The following is an 18809-nucleotide window of genomic DNA, read 5'->3' on the forward strand; positions in this document are numbered from 1 at the left end:
AGCTTCCACGCCGCCCCGCCGCTTCAGGTCACTTCTTGAACGGGGCGTACCAGGCCGCAAGGCCGGTCGTCAGGTTCTTGCCAACCTCTTCCGGGGTCGCCTTGCCGCCGAGCAGCTTCTGGATCTCGCTCTGCAGCAGGACCGAACCGGACGGCTCGCCGTAACGGAAATGGACCAGCATCAGGTAGGGGATCGAGTGCTTGTTGAGGTCGGCGACTTCGCCGAGCAGCGGGTCCTTGAACGTGACGCCCGGCACGGCCGAGATGTTGTTCAAGTCGTTGGCGAACATCTGGCCGAATTCCTGGCTGGCGAGGAAGTTCAGGAACTTGACCGCGGCTGCCTGGTTCTTGCCCTTGGCATTTGCCGCATAACCGCCGTCGAAATAGAGGGCGACGAGCTTTTCGTCCTCGGGCTTCAGGCCGGGAGCGGCGAAGATGCCCATCTTCATGTTGGGATTCTGCTTCTTGAAGTTGGCAAGCTCGTAGGAGCCGCCGACGAACATGCCGGCCATGCCGGAGGAGAAGAGCTGCTGGGCGGAAGCGTAATCAAGGCCGATGAAGCCGTCTGGGAAATATTTGGTGATTTCCTTGAGCTTCGTGAGGGCGCCGACATAACGCTTGTCGGTGAAGTCTGCCTTGCCGGCCATCAGGTCGTCGTAGAAGCTGCGGCCCATGATCGAGGAGACGAGGCCGCCGACCACGACTTCGTTCTGCCAGGCGGTCGCCGTGCCGTTGGCAAACGGCATGACGCCGGCAGCCTTCAGCTTTTCGGATGCCTTGATGAAGTCGTCCCAGCTCTGCGGCTCGCTCAAGCCGTTCTTGTCGAAGATGTCCTTGTTGTAGATGACCAGCATGGTCTGGCTGGCGAAGGGAACGGCATAGGTGGTCTTGTTCGAGCGCATCGTTTCCGAGGCAAGGGCCGGCGCGGTGAAGGTCGAGAGGGCAGGGACATTGGTCTTGTCCAGAGCCAGAAGATAACCGCCGCTCGCGACTGTTTCCATACCGCCATAGGTGCGGGTGAACATCAGGTCCGGTCCCGAACCGCCGGCAAGCGCGGTCGACAGGATGGTGTTGTAGTTCGTCGCTTCGAACGTCTCGAACTTCACCGTGATGCCCGGGTTCTTCGCCTCGAAAACGTCGATGAACTTTTCGTACTGGGCCTTGTCTTCCTGGCGCCAGCTCCAGAAGGTCAATTCCTGCGCCATTGCCGGCAAAGCCGTCGCCAGGGCTCCCAGGGCTATTATCGTGCTGCTAACTAGCTTTTTCATCCGGTTCCATCCTCTTGGTATTTATAGGAGACGAAAAGTGCTCTCAGGCCGCCAACCTCTCCCTTGTTGCGCGGCTGAAATAGTGGATTTGCTCTGATGCGACGGTGATGACGACCGGCGTGTCCGGGGGCAGGTCGACCGAGGCGGAGGACCGGATGCCGACCAGCGTGCCGTCGCCGAGGCGCACATATACATAGGTGTTCTCGCCCAGGTATTCCGTGTAGACGACGCTGCCTTTGAAACCCTCTGTGTCCTTGTCCGTGGAGACCGTCATCGCATCCGGCCGGACGCCGATGACCAGGTCCCGTTCGTCGGAATGGGGGAGGCGGGAGGCGCTGACCGCGCCTGATCCGGCAAGCGCCAGATGATTGCCGTTTCGCTCGACATCGAGAAGCGACATGCGCGGCGAGCCGATGAAGGTCGCGACGAACGTGTTCGCAGGTCGCTCATAGAGTTCGCGCGGGCTGCCGAACTGCTCCACCTTGCCATTGTTCATGACGACGATCCGGTCGGCAAGCGTCATCGCCTCGACCTGATCGTGGGTGACGTAGATGGTGGTGCCGCCGATCTCCCGGTGAAGCCTTGCAATTTCCAGGCGCACGTCGGAGCGGAGCGCCGCGTCGAGGTTGGAAAGCGGCTCGTCGAGAAGCAGGACCTTCGGTTTCCTGACCAGCGCGCGGCCGATCGCCACACGCTGGCGCTGGCCGCCGGAAAGCTCTCGCGGCTTGCGCTTCAACAGCGGATCGAGCCGCAGCATCTTGGAGGCTTCGTCGATGCGCTTTTCGACCTCGTCCTTCTCAAGGCCCATCAGCCGCGCGCCGAATGCCATGTTTTCGTAGACATCCATATGCGGATAGAGCGCGTAGGACTGGAAAACCATGGCGATACCGCGGCGCGACGGAGCGACCTCGTTCATCCAGCGGTCGTCCAGGTGAAACTCACCCGAGCTGATCGTGTCGAGGCCGGCGATCAATCGCAGCAGCGTGGATTTTCCGCATCCCGACGGGCCGACGAAAACGACGAACTCCCTGTCGGAAATTTGGAGGTCGATCCCGTGCAGTACATCGACAGATTTGAAGCTTTTCTTGATGCCGCTGAGGGTCATTCGAGCCATGCCGAAACTCCGTACTCGTCAATTCAAAGTCTGCTCGGCGACGAGCGCCATGAGCAATTTTGCCGTTTCAACCGAATCGTGATGGACGATGCAATGCTGCCATCCGACTTCGCGAGCCGACAGAACGTTTTCCTCTATGTCGTCGATGAAGAAGACGTCCTTTTGCGAACATCCCTCCGCCTGCGACACGGCCTCGAAGATCATGCGGTCCGGTTTCTCAAGGCCCATTTCATGGGAAAGGTATTCGCGGTCGAAATAACCGGCGCCCAGAAGGTTCTTGCTGATATGGCGCCAATGGATCGCCTGATTGTTGCTGAGGCAAACGACGCGATGGTTTTCCCGGAGCTTGCGGACAAACTTGATGAACTCGTGAAAACCTTCGGCGACATACGCATGTTCGGCCGCGTAGATACTTTCGGACGGGACATCGAATATGCTGGTCAGCGCCTGCACGTAGTCGGGTTCGGTCGATCGCCCCAGCCGGAAATCCCGGAAGACCGCTTCCGGGACGTCACCGTAACGCAGGGAGGGGCCTGCACCGCCAGCCTTGGATACCGCTTGGTCACGGGAAGCCGGATCGAGCTTCACGAATACTCCGCCAATATCAAAAATGAAGAGTTTTTCGCGTTTCTTCATGAGCCGGTTCCAGCGCCACTCCCTCACCCCTCGAGCGTTAACAACCTATTAGATAATTCCGCCCTGTCAATTAAGTATGGAATTTTTTATTCGTACCGAATGTTTTCAACAGGCCGGTGTGGCCTTGGCTTAATTTCGATGTCGAGTCTGCTATGGGCATCGGTAAGGGATGTCGTAAGCCGCAAGCGGTAAGGTCTTAGAAATGCGCCTTATTTGGGAACGCGCCGGGCATGCCGCAGTGGCAATGCCGCGAAGCGGATTGGAATATAAAATTCGTCGTATGGTTTGCGCTGGGAATTTTCTATCGGAACTGTTCGGCGACTGGGACTGCGAAAACCGAACGATTGAGGGGAAACCCCATATCTTCCGGGCGACCGATATCATCGTGGCAGGCGATTGATTGTGTTCGAGTACGCGCGGCCACTCGGATCTTCCCGGTAGCACGGTTGCCTGTGGTATTCGCCCGCAGACGTCGCGGTAGAGATGGCATGTAGGATGCCCGGACCGGTACAGTCGAGCCTCAAAGGGGAAACGCTGCTTCTCTGCAAGGTCGGCAGCATCAACGCCGCGGTCTCTGCCGCAGGCGTCACGGTAGGGCAGGGCGGAGATACCCTGAGCTACCCGATCGCCTGTATCTCCAGGCGATCGGAAGGCGGCTTTGACAGCGGCTTTATCGAGGGGCTGTTACGCCGCGACCGGCTGGGCAGGCGCCTTGGCGCCGGTCATGAAGGCGACCGCGTCGGACATCGTGTATTCCTTGGGATCGATCACGGTCAGCCGTCGTCCAAGCCGATGAATATGGATGCGGTCGGCCACTTCGAACACATGCGGCATGTTGTGCGAGATGAGCACGATCGGGATGCCGCGCGAACGCACGTCGAGGATCAGCTCCAGAACTTTCCGGCTTTCCTTGACGCCGAGTGCGGCGGTTGGTTCGTCGAGAATGATAACCTTGGAGCCGAACGCTGCAGCACGCGCCACCGCGACGCCCTGGCGCTGGCCGCCGGACAGGGTTTCCACTGCCTGGTTGATGTTCTGGATCGTCATCAGCCCGAGTTCGGTGAGCTTGTCTCGCGCCTGCTTTTCCATCGTCGGGCGGTCGAGCATGCGGAACCACTGTCCGAGCACGCCCCGCTTGCGGATTTCGCGGCCGAGAAACATGTTGTCGGCGATCGACAGGGCGGGGGAGAGCGCGAGGTTCTGGTAGACGGTTTCGATGCCCGCGTCGCGGGCTTCGAGCGGCGACTTGAAATGCACCGGCCGGCCTTCCAGCGTGATTTCGCCTTCGTCGGGCCGCACCGCGCCGGAGATCGCCTTGATCAGCGAGGACTTGCCGGCGCCGTTGTCGCCAATGACGGCGAGAATTTCGCCGGGGTAGAGATCAAAGTCGGCGTTGTCGAGAGCGGTCACGCGTCCGTAACGCTTGACCAGGCCGCGGGCTGTGAGAATGGGTTCGACGCTCATGATTACACCGAGACCTTTCTGATCCACTGATCGATTGCGACGGCGGCGATGATGAGCCAGCCGGTCAGCATGACTTTCCATTGGGGATCGGCGCCGAGCATGTTGAGCCCCATCGACATGACGCCGACAAGCATGGCGCCGAACAGCGTGCCGAGGATGGAGCCGCGTCCGCCGAACAGCGAGATACCGCCGATCACCGTCGCGGTGATCGCCTGCAGGTTGAAGTCGGTCACTGCCGAGGAAGGCGAGATCGAGCCATTGCGGCCGATCGACACCCAGGCTGCGAAGGCGGCGATGACCCCCGCGATCGTGTAGACGCTGAGCAGAACCTTGCGGGTCTGAATGCCGGAGAGTTTTGCAGCTTCCGGGTCGTCGCCTACGGCGTAGACATGCCTTCCCCAGGCCGTATGGTTGAGAATGTACCAGAGCACCGCCACCAGCAGGACCATGGCGATGACGCCAAGCGTCAGGATGGCGCTGCCGATCTTGAAATTGAGCGCGAAGAGATGGAGAAGCGGTGCCTTTTCATCCACGTCGCTGTCGCGGATCGTCTCGTTGGCGGAATAGATAAAATTCGTCGCCATGATGATGTTCCAGGAGCCGAGCGTCACGATGAACGGCGGCAACCGCATGACCGCAACGAGGAACCCGTTGAAAAAGCCGCAGGCGCCGCCGGTGATCAGGCCGACGAGGATCGCGATGCCGGTGGGCATGCCGTAGGTCACGGCGAAATTGCCCATGATGACGGCCGATATCACCATCACCACCCCGATCGAGAGGTCGATGCCGGCGGTGAGGATGATCAGCGTCTGGGCTGCGCCGAGAATGCCGACCACTGCGATCTGCTGGAGGATCAGCGTCAGCGTGTAGGACGAGAAGAACCGCCCGCCTATGGCCACGCCGAAGATGATGATGGACAGGATCAGCACGATCAGCGGCACGGCAGCGGGTGTCGAGTGCAGAAAATGCTGCGCGCGTTTTAAGAGAGAGACGTCCTGGCTCTCGAACGAGGCAACGTTTTTGTCGCTGCCGTCGAGAACACGCTCGAATTCCTGGGTTTCGCTCATGTTTCCTCCTCCGCGCGCCGAATGCGCAGGAACCGTCCGCTGAGTTTGACCGGTCTTCGCCGGTTGTTCCCCAGCGGCGCATCATTGGTCGAGAATGGCCGGGGATCTCAGCCCCCGGCCGGGATTGGCTATAGGGTGGGGATCAACCCCAGCACTTGGCCGTACCTTCCTTGACGTCGATCGACTTGACGCCGGGGACCGGCTTGTCGGTGACGAGCGCGACGCCGGTGTCGAAGAAGGACTTGCCTTCGGTCGGCTTCGGCTTTTCCTTGGTGTCGGCGAACTTCTTGATCGCTTCGATGCCGAGCGAGGCCATCAGCAGCGGATATTGCTGCGAGGTGGCGCCGATCACGCCTTCCTTGACCGACTTGACGCCTGGGCAACCGCCGTCCACCGAGACGATCAACACGTTCTTTTCCATGCCGACGGCCTTCAGGGCCTGATAGGCGCCGACGGCGGAGGGCTCGTTGATCGTGTGGATGACGTTGATGCCGGAATCCTTCTGGAGGAGGTTTTCCATGGCCTTGCGGCCGCCTTCCTCATTGCCGTTGGTCACGTCGTGGCCGACAATGCGCTTGTCGGTTTCGTCACCGATCTTGTCCGGGTTCTTGGGGTCTATGCCAAAGCCGATCATGAAGCCCTGGTCGCGCAGCACGTCGACAGTCGGCTGATCCGGGGTCAGGTCAAGGAAGCCGACCTTGGCGTCCTTGGCCTTGTCGCCCATGGTTTCCTTCGCCCACTGGCCGATCAGCTTGCCGGCGAGAAGGTTGTCGGTCGCGAACGTCGCATCGGCGGCATTGATCGGATCGAGCGGGGTGTCGAGCGCGATGACGAGGACGCCGGCGTCGCGGGCCTTCTTGACCGTCGGCACGATACCCTTGGTGTCGGATGCGGTGATCAGGATGCCCTTCGCCCCATCGGCGATGCAGCTTTCGATGGCTGCGACCTGGCTTTCGCTGTCACCATCGATCTTGCCGGCATAGGATTTCAGCGTCACGCCGAGTTCCTTGGCCTTGGCCGAGGCACCTTCCTTCATCTTGACGAAGAAGGGATTGGTGTCGGTCTTGGTGATCAGGCAGGCGGATACGCCTGCGGCCTGCGCGGGGGCGGAAAACGCGACGCCCAGGACAAGGGCGCCGAATGCGGCGGACAATACGGATTTCTTCATGGTCTCCTCCCAGAGTTAAGACTGTCCGCCATGCGGACCAACGTTCGGACACCGGTGCCACCGAGTTCGACAGGCGTCTCCTCCAAGCCGTCCTGTGCCCTTGCACCCTAATTAAGAACGAGTTGAAATAGCCTGTCAATAATTAATTCCGATTGAATTATTTATTTCTCATGCCATAGTTTGCCGAAGTGGAGGTTCGGAATCTGGCGATCTATGTGCGGTGTGCCTTCGGGTTTAACTCGGAATATCAGGGAGATACCGTGCATTCCCGAATGAGGTACTCTCGTCGGTTCCATGCTTCTGGGAGGAAGAGCCATGTCAGTTTCAGATAGCGTGGCGCAAGGCCACGCGCTGCTGGGCAATTTCACCGGCGGGTCAAATCAGGTGCGGGTCAGGGCCTATAACGAGCGGCTCGTGCTTTCGCTGGTGCGGCTGAACAGCTCCATGTCGAAGGCGGATATCACCCGGCGCAGCGGGCTTTCGGCCCAGACCGTCTCGGTCATCATGCGGGCGCTCGAAAAGGACGGCCTCCTGTTGCGCGGTGAACCGGTACGTGGCCGGGTGGGGCAGCCCTCGGTGCCGATGCGCCTCAATCCGGATGCGGTCTATTCGTTCGGCGTGAAGATCGGCCGGCGTAGCGCCGACCTGGTGCTGATGGATTTTGTCGGCCGCATCCGGCTGCAATATCACGAATCCTACGCCTATCCGCTTCCCGGGAAAATCATCGAGATCATCACGTCCGGCATTGCGCGGCTCGAAGGCCAGCTGAACGAGGTGCAGCGCGGCCGCATCGCCGGGATCGGCATCGCCGCGCCGTTCGAACTCTGGAACTGGGCCGAGGAGGTGGGCGCGCCGCAAGGGGCGATGGAAGTCTGGCGCGGGTTCGATCTGCAGGCGGAAATCGCAGGCCAGGTCCAGCACGCGGTCTACCTGCAGAACGACGCGACAAGCGCCTGCGGCGCCGAACTGGTGTTCGGCGTTGGCCCCTCCTATCCGGATTTCGTGTATTTCTTCATCGGATCGTTCATCGGCGGCGGGATCGTTCTGAATTCGGCGATTTTTTCCGGCCGGACCGGGACCGCGGGCGCGGTCGGGCCGCTTCCCGTGCGCGGCGGCGACGGCGGGACACGCCAATTGCTCGACATCGCCTCGATCTTCGTTCTGGAGAATCTTCTCAAAGAGCGGAACATCGATCCGCAGCCGCTCTGGTATTCCGCCGACGACTGGATCGATTTCGGGGAACCGCTCGATCTCTGGATCCGGCAAACCGCGGATGCGCTTGCCCAGGCGATCGTTGCGGCAGCCTCGATCATCGATTTTGGCGCGGCCGTGATCGATGGCGGTTTTCCGGCCTGGGTCAGGCAACGGATCGTCGCATCGACCATCGATGCGGTGGCGCGGCTCGACCTTCAGGGCGTCATCATCCCCGATATCATCGAGGGAATGGTCGGCTCCCAGGCGCGGGCGATCGGCGGGGCCAGCCTGCCGATCTTTGCTAAGTACCTCTCCGACCAGAACGTGCTTTTCAAGGACCTGCGCGAAACGGCGGCAGGTTCGTAGGCGGTTGGATGTCGGCCAGATGTCGCCTCAGCGGCCCTTCGCCTGACGCCAACGGGCGAAATCGGTCTTGGTCTCTTCCTTGGTCGCCGGATAGAGGCCGATGATCGAGCGGCCGTTCAGGACTTCCTCGGTCACGAAATCCTCAAACGCGGTCATTTCGACCACCTCGTCGGCGATTTCGTCGGCGATATGCGCGGGGATGATGACGACCCCCTCGTTATCGCCGACCACCACGTCGCCCGGCCAGACAGCGACGTCGCCGCAGCCGATGGGCACGTTGATGTCGAGTGCCTGGTGTAGCGTGAGGTTGGTCGGGGCGGAGGGGCGGTTGTGGTAGGCACGGATGCCGAGTTCGGCGATTTCGGGGCTATCGCGAAACCCGCCATCGGTAACGACGCCGGCGACACCGCGCACCATCAGGCGCGATACGAGGATAGAGCCGGCGGAGGCCGCGCGGGGATCCTTGCGGCTGTCCATGACCATGACCTGGCCGGGTGGGCACTGCTCGACGGCGGCGCGCTGCGGATGCTCCGGGTTCTGAAACGCCGAGAGCGGGTTCAGGTCTTCGCGCGCCGGGATGTAGCGCAATGTGAAGGCCTGGCCGACCATGTTTTTGGGTTTATGGGAAAGCGGCCGGACATCCTGGATGAACTGGTTACGCAGGCCGCGCTTGAAGAGCGCGGTGCAGATCGTCGCGCAGCTGACGCCTTCGTATTTCTGGCGTGTGGCGTCGGAAAGAATGTAATCGGTCATGGGGGTCCACTCGGAGATGTCGGGTCAGAAAATGTCGGGCTCGCCGGCGGTGGCGCCGAATTCCCGTTCGAGGAAGTCGAAGTCGCAGCCTTCGTTGGCCTGCTTGATGTGCTTGGCAAACATCCAGCCGTAGCCGCGTTCGTATTTGTCGGCGGGTGCAACCCATTCGGCGCGGCGCCTGGCGAGCGTTTCTTCGTCCACCAGCATGTCGATCGAGCGGTTCGGCAGGTCGACGCGGATGATGTCGCCGGTGCGCACCAGCGACAGTGGGCCGCCGATATGGGCTTCAGGCGCCACATGCAGGATGCAGGCGCCGTAGCTCGTGCCGGACATGCGGGCATCGGAAATGCGCAGCATGTCGCGAAAACCCTGTTTGAGGATCTTTTTCGGGATCGGCAGCATGCCCCATTCCGGCATGCCGGGACCGCCCTTGGGGCCTGCGTTGCGCAGAATCAGCACGTGATCGGGGGTAACGTCGAGGTCTTCGCGGTCGATCATCGCCTTCATTTCGGGATAACTGTCGAAGACGAGGGCAGGGCCTTCGTGGACCCGCAGGCGCGGTTCGCAGGCGGAAGGCTTCATGACACAGCCGTCCGGCGCGAGGTTGCCCTTGAGGACCGCCAGCGAACCCTCATGATAGATCGGGTTCGACAGCGGGCGGATGACGTCGCTATTGTAGACTTCGGCGCCTTTCAGCGTCTCGCCGAGCGGGTAGCCGCTGACGGTCATGGCGTCGAGCTTCAGGAGATCCTTGATCTCCGACATCAGGGCGCGCAGGCCCCCGGCATAGTAGAAGTCTTCCATCAGATATTTGTCGCCAGAAGGACGGATGTTGGCGACGACTGGCGTCGTGCGTCCCGCCTTGTCCAGATCGTCCAGCGTCAGCGGCACGCCGGCGCGGCGGGCCATCGACAGCAGATGCACGACCGCGTTGGTGGAACAGCCCGTCGCCATGGCTACCGTCGTCGCATTGTGGACTGCATCCGGCGTGATGATCTTGTCGGGCGTCAACTCGTCCCAGACCATTTCGACGATCCGGCGGCCGCAGCGCGTGCTCATGCGGATATGGTTGACGTCCGCGGCGGGAATCGAGCTTGCACCGGGGAGGGTGAGGCCGAGCGCCTCGGTAATCGCGGTCATGGTGCTTGCGGTGCCGAAGGTCATGCAATGGCCGTAGGAGCGGGCAATGCCTTCCTCGACGCCAGTCCATTGTTCTTCGGAAATCGTGCCGGCGCGGCGCTCGTCCCAGTATTTCCAGGCGTCCGAGCCGGAACCCAGCCATTCGCCCTTGTAGTTGCCGCGCAGCATCGGGCCAGCGGGCAGGAAGATCATCGGGAAACCGGCGCTGATGGCGCCCATGACGAGGGCTGGGGTGGTCTTGTCGCAGCCGCCCATCAGCACGGCTCCATCGACCGGATGCGCGCGCAGAAGCTCCTCGGCCTCCATGGCAAGGAAGTTGCGATAGAGCATCGATGTCGGCTTCAGTGCGCTTTCGGACAGCGACTGGACCGGCAGTTCGACCGGGAAACCGCCGGCCTGAAGCACGCCGCGCTTCACGTGTTCGACGCGATCCTTGAAATGGGCGTGGCAGGCGTTGAGGTCGGACCATGTGTTGAGGATGGCGATGATCGGCTTTCTGCCCCAATCCTTCTCGTCATAACCCATCTGCATCATTCGGGACCGGTGTCCCGACGAACGGAGGTCATCCGGCGCGAACCAACGGGCGCTGCGGAGATCGGCTGCTTCCTTAGTCATGCTTGCTCTTCCAGAATCCTGCCATCGTTCCGGGATCGATTCTGTTGCGATCCCAGGGACGGAGCTCCTCCCGCCCGGCGCCAACTTAAACACGCTCGTTTTAAATTGATATATCAAATTTCAGGTGCTAGATCGGCGAAAGGGTCTAAGGTGGAGGACGCGGATGGGAAGCGACAACGCGCTTCTGCCGGTGGCGCCGGTTTTTCTGAAAAGCCTGCGCGATCACGTTTACGGGCTGGTACGCGATGCCATTCTTTCCGGCCGGCTGAAGAGCGGCGAGAAGCTGAACGAACGCCACCTCGCCGGCCAGCTCGGTATAAGCACGACACCGCTGAAGGAGGCTTTGCGCGTGCTTGAGGCCGAAGGGCTGGTACGGTCGGAGCCTCGCCGCGGGATTTATGTCACCTTCAATGCCGGCCAAGCGGAAGAGATGATGCTGGCGCGTGCCGCACTCGAGAGCATGATTGCTCGCCAGGCCGCCAAGCGGGTGAAGGATGAGGACGTCGCCCTGATGCGCGAGCTCATCGTCGAGATGCGGGCCGGCCTCAAGACGGTGGACGTCCTGCAGCTCATCGCTCTCAACGAGCGCTTCCACAACGTCATCCATGAAGCATCCGGCTGCGGTTATCTGCGTCGCCTGCAGGGCGGCCAGAGCATCTACACCCATGCGGCCCGTCTCAGCGTGCTGTCGGAGGAGCGGGAGCGCTTTCTGGCGGTCGAGGAGCATGAGGCCATTGCCAATGCGATCGCCGACCGCGACCCCGATCTCGCCGAGCGTCTGATGCGCGATCACGTTATTCGCTCGGGTGAGAAGCATCTGATTCGCGTGTCTCAGGCGTGAAGTGGAGGGAAGCGAGGGGTTTGGCGGAGGGCAAATCTTATAAGCTAGATCGTTCGGCAGAGAAAAATGCACCGCACAAAATATTTGCCGGATGCGCCCTTCCAGAACTCGCACATTGCACAAGTCGCCCTACATAACAGTGGCTTTTATGTGTTCCAGGCCAAGTCAAACGAGGTGGTGACTGGCGATCCGGAGGGAAATTCTGTCATGTCTTTGAAAAAGAAGCTTTTAGGCATTGCTTTTGCGCTTGGCGTTTCGGCCACCATGGCGAATGCCCAGGTCGTCGTCTCGTCCAAGATCGACACGGAGGGCGGCGTGCTCGGCAACATTATCCTTGCCATGCTGAAGGCAAACAACATCCAGGCCACCGACCGCATCCAGCTCGGCGCGACGCCGGTGGTGCGCAAGGCGATCACCGCCGGCGAGATCGACATCTATCCGGAATATACCGGCAATGGCGCGTTCTTCTTCGAGAAGGGCGACGATCCTGCCTGGAAGAACCCGCAAAAGGCCTATGAAGCGGTCAAGAAGCTCGATTACGATGCCAACAAGATCGTCTGGCTGACGCCGTCTTCGGCCAACAACACCTGGGCGATCGCGGTGCGCAAGGATGTCGCGGATGCCAACAAGCTGAAGACGCTGACCGATTTCGGCAAATATGTCACGGGCGGCGGCAAGATCGTACTGGCGGCCTCCTCCGAATTCGTCAACTCGGCCGCAGCTTTACCGGCCTTCCAGACGACCTACGGCTTCAAGCTGAAACCCGACCAGCTGATCACGCTTTCCGGCGGCGATACGGCGGCAACCATCGCGGCGGCCGCCAACCAGACCAACAATGCCAATGCTGCCATGGTCTACGGTACTGACGGCGGTATCGCGCCCTCTGGCCTGGTGGTTCTCGAAGACGACAAGGGCGTCCAGCCGGTCTATCAGCCGACCCCGATCATTCGCGAAGCGGTGCTCAAGAAGAACCCGAACATCGAGGCGGTGCTGAAGCCGGTCTTCGCCAAGCTCGATCTCGTCACGCTGCAGGACCTGAACGGTCGCGTGCAGGTGGGCGGCGAGCCGGCCAAGGCGGTTGCCGAGGACTTTCTCAAGAAAAACGGCTTCCTGAAGTAATTCCTTTTCGGAGCGGTTTCGTGTCAACATGGGCCGGGCGCTCCAGCGTCCGGCTTTTTCATCGGTCACAGGTGGCTTATAGGCAGGGACGGTTTGAGAGTTCGGTTCGATAAGCTCGGCATCGTCATCGCCCTTCTAGCCGCCTACGGTGCGCTCTGGTCGTCGTTTGCGACGCTCAAGCCCAATCGCATCGTGCAGGGCAGGGCGGGATCGATGCTCGATTCATTGCCGGCCTGGGCAGGCTGGGGACTGATCGGCTTGCTGGTTCTTGCGATCACGGCAGCACTCTTTCGCATGTCTCCCTGGATCAAGTTGATCGCCGCCGTCGCAGCACTTGCGGCGCTGACGCTTTCGATCGGACACGCCGCGACATTCCTGACACCGGTCGGCAATTCCTATGCCCGGGTCTCACCCGCTTCAGGCTTCTGGATCCTGCTGTTCGCCTTCGCGCTTCTGGCTGCCGATGCGATCACGCGGCTCGATCCGCCGCCGGGGATGCGGGTCCTGTTTTTGCTTCTGGCGGCGGTGGGGATCGGTGCGCTGCTGATGTCGGGGAGCTGGAACGGGCTGTCGATCATGAAGGAATATTCCGGCCGCGCCGATGTCTTCTGGATCGAGGCGGGCAAGCATGTGGAGTTGGCGCTCGGCTCGCTGTTTGCGGCGGTCCTGGTCGGGCTGCCGCTCGGCATTCTCTGTCATCGGGTGGCACCGCTGAGGGATGGCGTGCTGAACACGCTGAACCTCGTCCAGACGATCCCGTCGATCGCGCTTTTCGGCGTCCTGATCGCGCCACTCGGCTGGATCGCCGCCAATGTGCCGGGGGCGGCCGCGATCGGTATCCGCGGCATTGGGGTGGCACCGGCCTTCGTCGCGCTGTTTCTCTATTCGCTGCTGCCTGTCGTCGCCAATACCGTCGTCGGGCTCGCCGGCGTGCCGCGTGCCGCCAATGACGCGGCCCGTGGCATCGGCATGACCGGTCGCCAGCGGCTGTTCAAGATCGAGTTTCCGCTGGCACTGCCGGTCATCCTGACGGCGATCCGTATCGTGCTCGTCCAGAATATCGGCATGGCGACGATTGCCGCGCTGATCGGCGGCGGCGGCTTTGGCGTGTTCGTCTTCCAGGGCATCGGCCAGACCGCCATGGACCTCGTGCTGCTCGGCGCCGTGCCGACCGTGGCGCTTGCGTTTGCCTCAGCGGTCGTTCTCGACGCGCTGATCGAAATGAACTCCCGCGTTCCGAACGGAGCCAGATCCGCATGATCGAGATCGACGCCATCACCAAGCGCTACGATGGGGTAACCGTCGTCGACAACGTCTCGATGGTGATCGAGCCGCGCACCGTCACGGTCGTCGTCGGCACCTCGGGCTCCGGCAAGACGACGCTGGTCCGGATGATCAACCGGCTGGTGGAGGCAAGCGAAGGCGCCATCCGGCTCGACGGCGAGGACAACCGGTCGATCCCCGGTTACGAATTGCGGCGCCGGATCGGTTACGCGATCCAGGGGCACGGGCTTTTCCCGCACCGGACGGTGGCGCAGAATATCGCGACCGTGCCGGGCCTGCTCGGCTGGAAGAAGGCCCGTATCGATGCCAAGGTCGAGGAATTGCTGACCCTCTTCCAGCTCGAGCCGAAGACCTTCGGGCCACGTTATCCGCACGAGCTTTCCGGCGGCCAGCAGCAGCGCGTCGGCGTCGCCCGGGCGCTTGCAGCCGAACCCAACGTGCTTTTGATGGACGAGCCTTTCGGGGCGCTCGACCCGATCATCCGCGCCAAGGCGCAGGAGGATCTGCTGGCGATCCAGAAACATTTCGGCACGACCATCGTGCTGGTGACCCATGACATGAACGAGGCCTTTCATCTGGCCGACAAGATCGCGGTGATGGACAAGGGCAGGGTGGTGCAATACGGGCCGCCGGCCGAGCTGGTGCGCGCGCCGGCCACGCCTTTCGTCGAGACGCTGATCGGCGATGCGGAGCGGCCGTTCCGGCTGCTCTCGATCGCAAAGACCGGAGCGGCGGCGGAGCCGGGCGAGGCGGAGGGCGAGCCGATTAGCGAGGACAGGAGCCAGCAGGAGGCGCTTGCCGACCTGATCTGGAGCGGCCGGGATGCGCTGCCGGTCATCTCGAAGAGCGGTATCCCGATGGGCCGGGTCACGCTGGACGCGATCCTCAAGCGTGCTGCGAGGCCGCGATGAGGGCTTGGGCGCCGACCATCCTGCGCGGCCTGCTGCTTGTGGTGCTGATCGCCTTCCTGCTGTCGCCGGGAAGTTTCGAGCCGTTGCTGAAGCCGCTCGTGCAGCAGAACGCGCCGGCGATCTACAACCAGGGCAGCCTGCTCAGCCTGGCGCTCCTGCATTTGCGGACGGTCTTTATCGCGACGCTGGCTGCGACGATCATCGCCGTGCTTCTGGCGATCCTCGTCACGAGGCCGTTCGGGACGGAGTTCCTGGCGCTCTCCCGCAGCCTCGTCAATATCGGGCAGACCTTTCCGCCGGTCGCGGTCCTGGCGCTTGCAGTTCCGGCCGTCGGTTTCGGCGAGAAGCCGACGTTGATCGCGCTGTTTCTCTATGGCCTGCTGCCGATTTTCGAAAACACGCTGACGGCGCTGACCAACCTGCCACGCTCGGTGATCGAGGCAGCACGAGGAGCGGGCATGACCAATTTCCAGCGTCTGATTCAGATCGAACTGCCGCTGTCGCTGCCGGTGATCGTCGCCGGCATCCGGCTTTCGGTGGTGATCAGCCTTGCCACCGCGACGATCGGTTCGACGGTCGCGGCAAAGACGCTCGGCGAGGTGATCATCGCCGGGCTGCAGTCCAACAACCTTGCCTTCGTGTTGCAGGGCGGCCTGATCGTCGGAGCGCTGGCCGTGCTGATCTATGATGGGCTCTCGGCTGTCGAGGCGATGATCGCCCGCCGGACGGGTGCCGCCTAACCGTGGCTGGAATCGGTCGGCACGACCGGTTCCGCGTCCTGTTTCAGGTTGCCGCGATGGAAAATGAACAGGCCTGCAATGACGATGATGCCGGCGCCGATCCAAGTCTGTGCATCCGGCAGGTCGCCGAAAAACAGCCAGCCGAGAATGACCGCCCAGACCAGCAGCGTATATTGCAGCGGCGCCAGCACGGAGGCCGGCGCGAGCTTCAATGAGCGGGTGATGAGGAGATGCGCGATGCAGGCGACAACGCCGAGCAACAGCAGTGCCAGCAATTCGCCGGTATTGAACGGGCTCCAGTGGCCGATGCTGAGGAAAATCCCGGCGACCAGGCCGGCAATCGTTTGCCAGGTGACGAGTGTCGCATCGGTCGTGGCGCGCAGCCTGCGGTTCAGGACGAGGGTGAGCGCGAAGGAGAGGCTGCCGACAAGGCCGAAGACGGAGGGCCATGCGAGCATTTCCGACGAGGGGCGCAGAGCAATCACCACGCCGACGAAGCCGATCAGGACCGCGAGCCAGCGTCGCCAGCCGATCCGTTCGCCGAGCAGGAAGTGCGAAAGGGCCGCCACATAGATGGGCCCTGCCATGTAGAAGGTCATCACGTCGGCGAGTGGCAGGTAGGCGACGGCGGCGTAGAACAGCGCCAGATCGCCGGTGGCGAACAGGACGCGCAGCACCTGGAGCGGCATCCGCTCGACCTTATAGAGAGCCGAAATCGGCTGGCGGGCGATCATCGGACCAAGGATGAAGAAGGCCCCGAACGAGCGGATCACCAGGACCTGGCCGACCGAAAAGCTCGCGACCAGCCACTTGCCCATGGCGTCGTTGAGCGAAAACATGAAGGCGCCGAGCAGGAACAGCAGGACGCCGGCCATTGCGGCATTGCCGCCAAAGGCGGAAGAGGCTCTTTTGTCCATGGTATTTAAGAGTCCCCCCAACTCTGAAATTGCAAATGTGATGGCCGGTCAGCCGGCGAGCCGTCCACCCAGCATCGGCTTCGGTGCGCCGGTCGTTGTCGGAAAGCTGATCGGCAGGCCGCGCAGCACGCGCACCGCGAGGAATGCAAAACATTCCGCCTCGACCGCATCGCCGCGCCAGCCAAGCGTGTCCGCTGAAACGGCTTTGACACCGGCTCGGCTTTCGATCATCGACATGATCGTCGGGTTGTGACGACCGCCACCGCTGACGATCAGCCGCTTCGGCCGGTGCGGCAGGAGATCGAGCGCCTTACCGACGGCGGAAGCCGTGAACGCCGAAAGCGTCGCCGCGCCGGTCGCGTCGTCGAGACCGTCTGCCATTGCGGCAGTGAAATCGAAGCGATCGAGAGATTTCGGGTAGGGTGCTGCAAGATAGGGATGCTGGAGAAGCTTGGCGAGGCGTTCCTCATCGACCTTTCCGGAAGCGCCCAGCGCGCCGTTGCGGTCCATCTCGCCGAGGCCGCGCGCCTTGATGAAATCGTTGAGCGGCGCGTTGGCCGGGCCGGTGTCGAAGGCGATCACCAGGTCCTCGCCGTCCCACCAGGTGATGTTGGCGACGCCGCCGAGATTGAGGACGGCCGTATCGCCGCTGGTATCGACGCCCCGCAGGAGAGCGGAATGATAAGCGGCGGCAAGCGGCGCGCCCTGGCCGCCGGCGCGGACGTCCGCCGAGCGGAAGTCGTAGGCGACCTTGGTGCCGAGGATCGAGGCCATCAGCTCGCCATCGCCAAGCTGGCGGGTGTCGCCGAGCCGGTCTTTATTCGGCGCGCGATGCAGAACGCTCTGGCCGTGGAAACCGACGATTCCGATATCCGCCATGGTGAGCCCCGTGCTCTCGACGAGCTGCCTGACGGCGTAGGACTGCGCCTTGGTCAGCGCCTGTTCGGCCTCGCGGAAGATCGCCGGATCGGGTCCTTCGAAATTCCAGACGCGGGCCTGCGCCAGCGTCTCCTCCAGGAGGGAGCGGATCTCCGGCGGGTAGGGGGCGAGCGTATAGGCGCCAAAGGTTTCGATCGTCTCGCCGTCGGTCTTCAGCAGCGCCACGTCGATATTGCCGTCGAGAACGGTTCCGGTCATCAGGCCGACGGCCCAGATTGGCTCCATGGTCTAGCTCCTCTCAAGACTGGTAGACGAGATTGCCGACCGCCTGCCGCAAGGCGAGGATTCCGCTGTCGAAATGGCGGGTCGGATGAACGCGGTTGGTGAGCAGCGTCACGGCGCGGCCCTTGTCGAAATCGATCATCAGGCTTACGCCGGTAAAGCCGGTATGGCCGATCGTGCCGGCACCGCACAGCTCGCCGCCCCACCAGTCGGTAAAGGGATGTTCCCAGCCGTGGGTGCGTCTGTTGGAGAGCGGCGTGCGCATCAATGCGATCGCGTTGCTGGAGGCGCCGGTGCCGTCGAGCAGGCTTTCGGCGAAGTCCAGAACGGAGGTCACGGTGCCGAACAGGCCGGCATGGCCGGAACCCTGCAGCGCCGCGCAGTTTTCGTCGTGCACTTCGCCGGAGAGGACCCGGTGCCGCCAGGCGCAGTCTTCGGTGGCGGCGGCGTTTTCCGGATCGGCGGACCAGGCAAAGCCCGGGCCGGGGTCGATGTCGCGGATCGTCTTCTTCGCCAGCCGTTCGAGCGCGAAGCCGAGCAGGATGAAGTTGATATCGGAATAGACCGGCGGGCCGGCTTTCCATTCGCGCTGCAGGATGAAGGCGCGCAGCAGGTCCGGGTCGCGGCCATAGGTATAGATCGGCTCGACGCCCGGAAACGGGGTCTGATGGCCGAGGCACTGGCGGAAGGTGATCTTCCGCTCCCAGGCGTCGGCATTGTACTGGCGCAGGTCCGGCAGCAGTGTGGTAAGCGGCGCGTCCAGATCGATCACGCGGTCGTCCGCGAGCTTCAGGATGCGCCTCGTGGTGAAAATCACTTTGGTGAGCGAGGCGAGGTCGAACCAGGTTTCCAAGGTCATCGGACGTCGAGCGGGAACGACTTGGGCCGAGCCGATGGCGCGGGTCATGCGGCCATGTTTCAGATCGACGATGCCGAGCACGCCGCCCGGGATGCGACCGTCCGTGACGGACTTCGCGAGCGGGGCGAAGGCCCGTTCGAAGACGGTGGCAAGTTCGGGGCTGGCGGACGCTTTGTCGTTCATGATCGTTACA

17 protein-coding genes are annotated in these 18809 nt (G+C 62.4%); 6 read left to right on the forward strand and 11 right to left on the reverse strand.

The window, feature by feature from the left end:
* Nucleotides 1-28: 28 nt before the first annotated feature.
* The 6 genes from ABCW43_RS13960 to ABCW43_RS13985 all read right to left on the reverse strand — a co-directional run bounded on the left by ABCW43_RS13960 (nt 29) and on the right by ABCW43_RS13985 (nt 6716).
* A complete protein-coding gene (locus ABCW43_RS13960) occupies nt 29-1267 on the reverse strand; it encodes an extracellular solute-binding protein (RefSeq protein WP_345925292.1) in 1239 nt (412 codons plus the stop codon).
* Nucleotides 1268-1310: 43 nt separating this feature from the next.
* Entirely contained in the window at nt 1311-2381 is a 1071-nt protein-coding gene (locus tag ABCW43_RS13965) for an ABC transporter ATP-binding protein (protein ID WP_345925294.1), read from the reverse strand.
* 18 nt (nt 2382-2399) lie between these two features.
* On the reverse strand, nt 2400-3017 hold the full coding sequence (locus tag ABCW43_RS13970; RefSeq protein WP_345925296.1) for an HAD-IA family hydrolase: 618 nt from the start codon (nt 3015-3017) through the stop codon (nt 2400-2402).
* Nucleotides 3018-3701: 684 nt separating this feature from the next.
* Nucleotides 3702-4481: an ATP-binding cassette domain-containing protein gene (locus tag ABCW43_RS13975; RefSeq protein ID WP_046633225.1), complete on the reverse strand. Its 780-nt coding sequence runs from the start codon at nt 4479-4481 to the stop codon at nt 3702-3704.
* Nucleotides 4482-4483: 2 nt separating this feature from the next.
* Nucleotides 4484-5548, reverse strand: coding sequence for an ABC transporter permease (locus ABCW43_RS13980; protein WP_345925300.1), 1065 nt, complete (start codon nt 5546-5548; stop codon nt 4484-4486).
* 142 nt (nt 5549-5690) lie between these two features.
* A complete protein-coding gene (locus tag ABCW43_RS13985; RefSeq protein WP_345925302.1) occupies nt 5691-6716 on the reverse strand; it encodes a sugar ABC transporter substrate-binding protein in 1026 nt (341 codons plus the stop codon).
* 315 nt (nt 6717-7031) lie between these two features.
* Between ABCW43_RS13985 and ABCW43_RS13990 the strand changes: the two genes are divergently transcribed.
* Nucleotides 7032-8276 carry an ROK family transcriptional regulator gene (locus ABCW43_RS13990; RefSeq protein ID WP_345925304.1) on the forward strand — a complete coding sequence of 415 codons (1245 nt, stop codon included), beginning with the start codon at nt 7032-7034 and terminating at the stop codon, nt 8274-8276.
* A gap of 27 nt (nt 8277-8303) precedes the next feature.
* Here ABCW43_RS13990 and ABCW43_RS13995 read toward each other — a convergent pair whose 3' ends face one another.
* Together ABCW43_RS13995 and araD are read right to left on the reverse strand one after the other, a co-directional pair.
* Nucleotides 8304-9029 carry a ribonuclease activity regulator RraA gene (locus ABCW43_RS13995; RefSeq protein WP_345925305.1) on the reverse strand — a complete coding sequence of 242 codons (726 nt, stop codon included), beginning with the start codon at nt 9027-9029 and terminating at the stop codon, nt 8304-8306.
* Between the two features lie 24 nt (nt 9030-9053).
* The gene (gene araD, locus ABCW43_RS14000) at nt 9054-10784 is read right to left on the reverse strand and encodes an L-arabinonate dehydratase (RefSeq protein WP_345925307.1); all 1731 of its coding nucleotides are present in this window, start codon (nt 10782-10784) and stop codon (nt 9054-9056) included.
* 163 nt (nt 10785-10947) lie between these two features.
* On the opposite strand from araD, the gene ABCW43_RS14005 reads away from it, so the two are divergent.
* From ABCW43_RS14005 to ABCW43_RS14025, 5 genes are all read left to right on the forward strand, one after another.
* Nucleotides 10948-11625, forward strand: coding sequence for a GntR family transcriptional regulator (locus ABCW43_RS14005; protein WP_105424160.1), 678 nt, complete (start codon nt 10948-10950; stop codon nt 11623-11625).
* A gap of 207 nt (nt 11626-11832) precedes the next feature.
* Nucleotides 11833-12744, forward strand: coding sequence for a glycine betaine ABC transporter substrate-binding protein OsmF (osmF, locus tag ABCW43_RS14010; protein ID WP_345925310.1), 912 nt, complete (start codon nt 11833-11835; stop codon nt 12742-12744).
* A 93-nt stretch (nt 12745-12837) separates the two neighbouring features.
* The gene (locus ABCW43_RS14015) at nt 12838-14004 is read left to right on the forward strand and encodes an ABC transporter permease (protein ID WP_345925312.1); all 1167 of its coding nucleotides are present in this window, start codon (nt 12838-12840) and stop codon (nt 14002-14004) included.
* Nucleotides 14001-14939: an ABC transporter ATP-binding protein gene (locus ABCW43_RS14020; protein WP_345925314.1), complete on the forward strand. Its 939-nt coding sequence runs from the start codon at nt 14001-14003 to the stop codon at nt 14937-14939. Before ABCW43_RS14015 ends, ABCW43_RS14020 begins: the two co-directional genes overlap by 4 nt.
* Nucleotides 14936-15679, forward strand: coding sequence for an ABC transporter permease (locus tag ABCW43_RS14025; RefSeq protein ID WP_345925317.1), 744 nt, complete (start codon nt 14936-14938; stop codon nt 15677-15679). Before ABCW43_RS14020 ends, ABCW43_RS14025 begins: the two co-directional genes overlap by 4 nt.
* Here the strand turns inward: ABCW43_RS14025 and ABCW43_RS14030 are convergent.
* From ABCW43_RS14030 to ABCW43_RS14040, 3 genes are read right to left on the reverse strand one after another with little or no spacing between them, the layout of a single operon-like run.
* Complete coding sequence (locus tag ABCW43_RS14030) at nt 15676-16596, reverse strand: DMT family transporter (protein ID WP_345925319.1); 921 nt, start codon at nt 16594-16596, stop codon at nt 15676-15678. The two genes, ABCW43_RS14025 and ABCW43_RS14030, sit on opposite strands and share 4 nt — an antisense overlap.
* Before the next feature lie 48 nt (nt 16597-16644).
* Nucleotides 16645-17760 carry an anhydro-N-acetylmuramic acid kinase gene (locus tag ABCW43_RS14035; RefSeq protein WP_345925321.1) on the reverse strand — a complete coding sequence of 372 codons (1116 nt, stop codon included), beginning with the start codon at nt 17758-17760 and terminating at the stop codon, nt 16645-16647.
* A gap of 13 nt (nt 17761-17773) precedes the next feature.
* A complete protein-coding gene (locus tag ABCW43_RS14040) occupies nt 17774-18799 on the reverse strand; it encodes a serine hydrolase domain-containing protein (RefSeq protein ID WP_345925323.1) in 1026 nt (341 codons plus the stop codon).
* Nucleotides 18800-18809 lie beyond the last annotated feature (10 nt).

Source organism: Neorhizobium tunisiense (assembly GCF_039631515.1).
Classification (GTDB): domain Bacteria; phylum Pseudomonadota; class Alphaproteobacteria; order Rhizobiales; family Rhizobiaceae; genus Neorhizobium.

Bases quoted from the DNA above. Each gene is read 5' to 3' on its own strand.
- ABCW43_RS13985 (WP_345925302.1), bottom strand. From the start codon at position 6,716: ATGAAGAAATCCGTATTGTCCGCCGCATTCGGCGCCCTTGTCCTGGGC.
- ABCW43_RS13960 (WP_345925292.1), bottom strand. From the start codon at position 1,267: ATGAAAAAGCTAGTTAGCAGCACGATAATAGCCCTGGGAGCCCTGGCG.
- ABCW43_RS13995 (WP_345925305.1), bottom strand. From the start codon at position 9,029: ATGACCGATTACATTCTTTCCGACGCCACACGCCAGAAATACGAAGGC.
- ABCW43_RS14040 (WP_345925323.1), bottom strand. From the start codon at position 18,799: ATGAACGACAAAGCGTCCGCCAGCCCCGAACTTGCCACCGTCTTCGAA.
- osmF (WP_345925310.1), top strand. From the start codon at position 11,833: ATGTCTTTGAAAAAGAAGCTTTTAGGCATTGCTTTTGCGCTTGGCGTT.
- ABCW43_RS14025 (WP_345925317.1), top strand. From the start codon at position 14,936: ATGAGGGCTTGGGCGCCGACCATCCTGCGCGGCCTGCTGCTTGTGGTG.
- ABCW43_RS13990 (WP_345925304.1), top strand. From the start codon at position 7,032: ATGTCAGTTTCAGATAGCGTGGCGCAAGGCCACGCGCTGCTGGGCAAT.
- ABCW43_RS13980 (WP_345925300.1), bottom strand. From the start codon at position 5,548: ATGAGCGAAACCCAGGAATTCGAGCGTGTTCTCGACGGCAGCGACAAA.
- ABCW43_RS14035 (WP_345925321.1), bottom strand. From the start codon at position 17,760: ATGGAGCCAATCTGGGCCGTCGGCCTGATGACCGGAACCGTTCTCGAC.
- ABCW43_RS14030 (WP_345925319.1), bottom strand. From the start codon at position 16,596: ATGGACAAAAGAGCCTCTTCCGCCTTTGGCGGCAATGCCGCAATGGCC.
- araD (WP_345925307.1), bottom strand. From the start codon at position 10,784: ATGACTAAGGAAGCAGCCGATCTCCGCAGCGCCCGTTGGTTCGCGCCG.
- ABCW43_RS14005 (WP_105424160.1), top strand. From the start codon at position 10,948: ATGGGAAGCGACAACGCGCTTCTGCCGGTGGCGCCGGTTTTTCTGAAA.
- ABCW43_RS13970 (WP_345925296.1), bottom strand. From the start codon at position 3,017: ATGAAGAAACGCGAAAAACTCTTCATTTTTGATATTGGCGGAGTATTC.
- ABCW43_RS14020 (WP_345925314.1), top strand. From the start codon at position 14,001: ATGATCGAGATCGACGCCATCACCAAGCGCTACGATGGGGTAACCGTC.
- ABCW43_RS13965 (WP_345925294.1), bottom strand. From the start codon at position 2,381: ATGGCTCGAATGACCCTCAGCGGCATCAAGAAAAGCTTCAAATCTGTC.
- ABCW43_RS13975 (WP_046633225.1), bottom strand. From the start codon at position 4,481: ATGAGCGTCGAACCCATTCTCACAGCCCGCGGCCTGGTCAAGCGTTAC.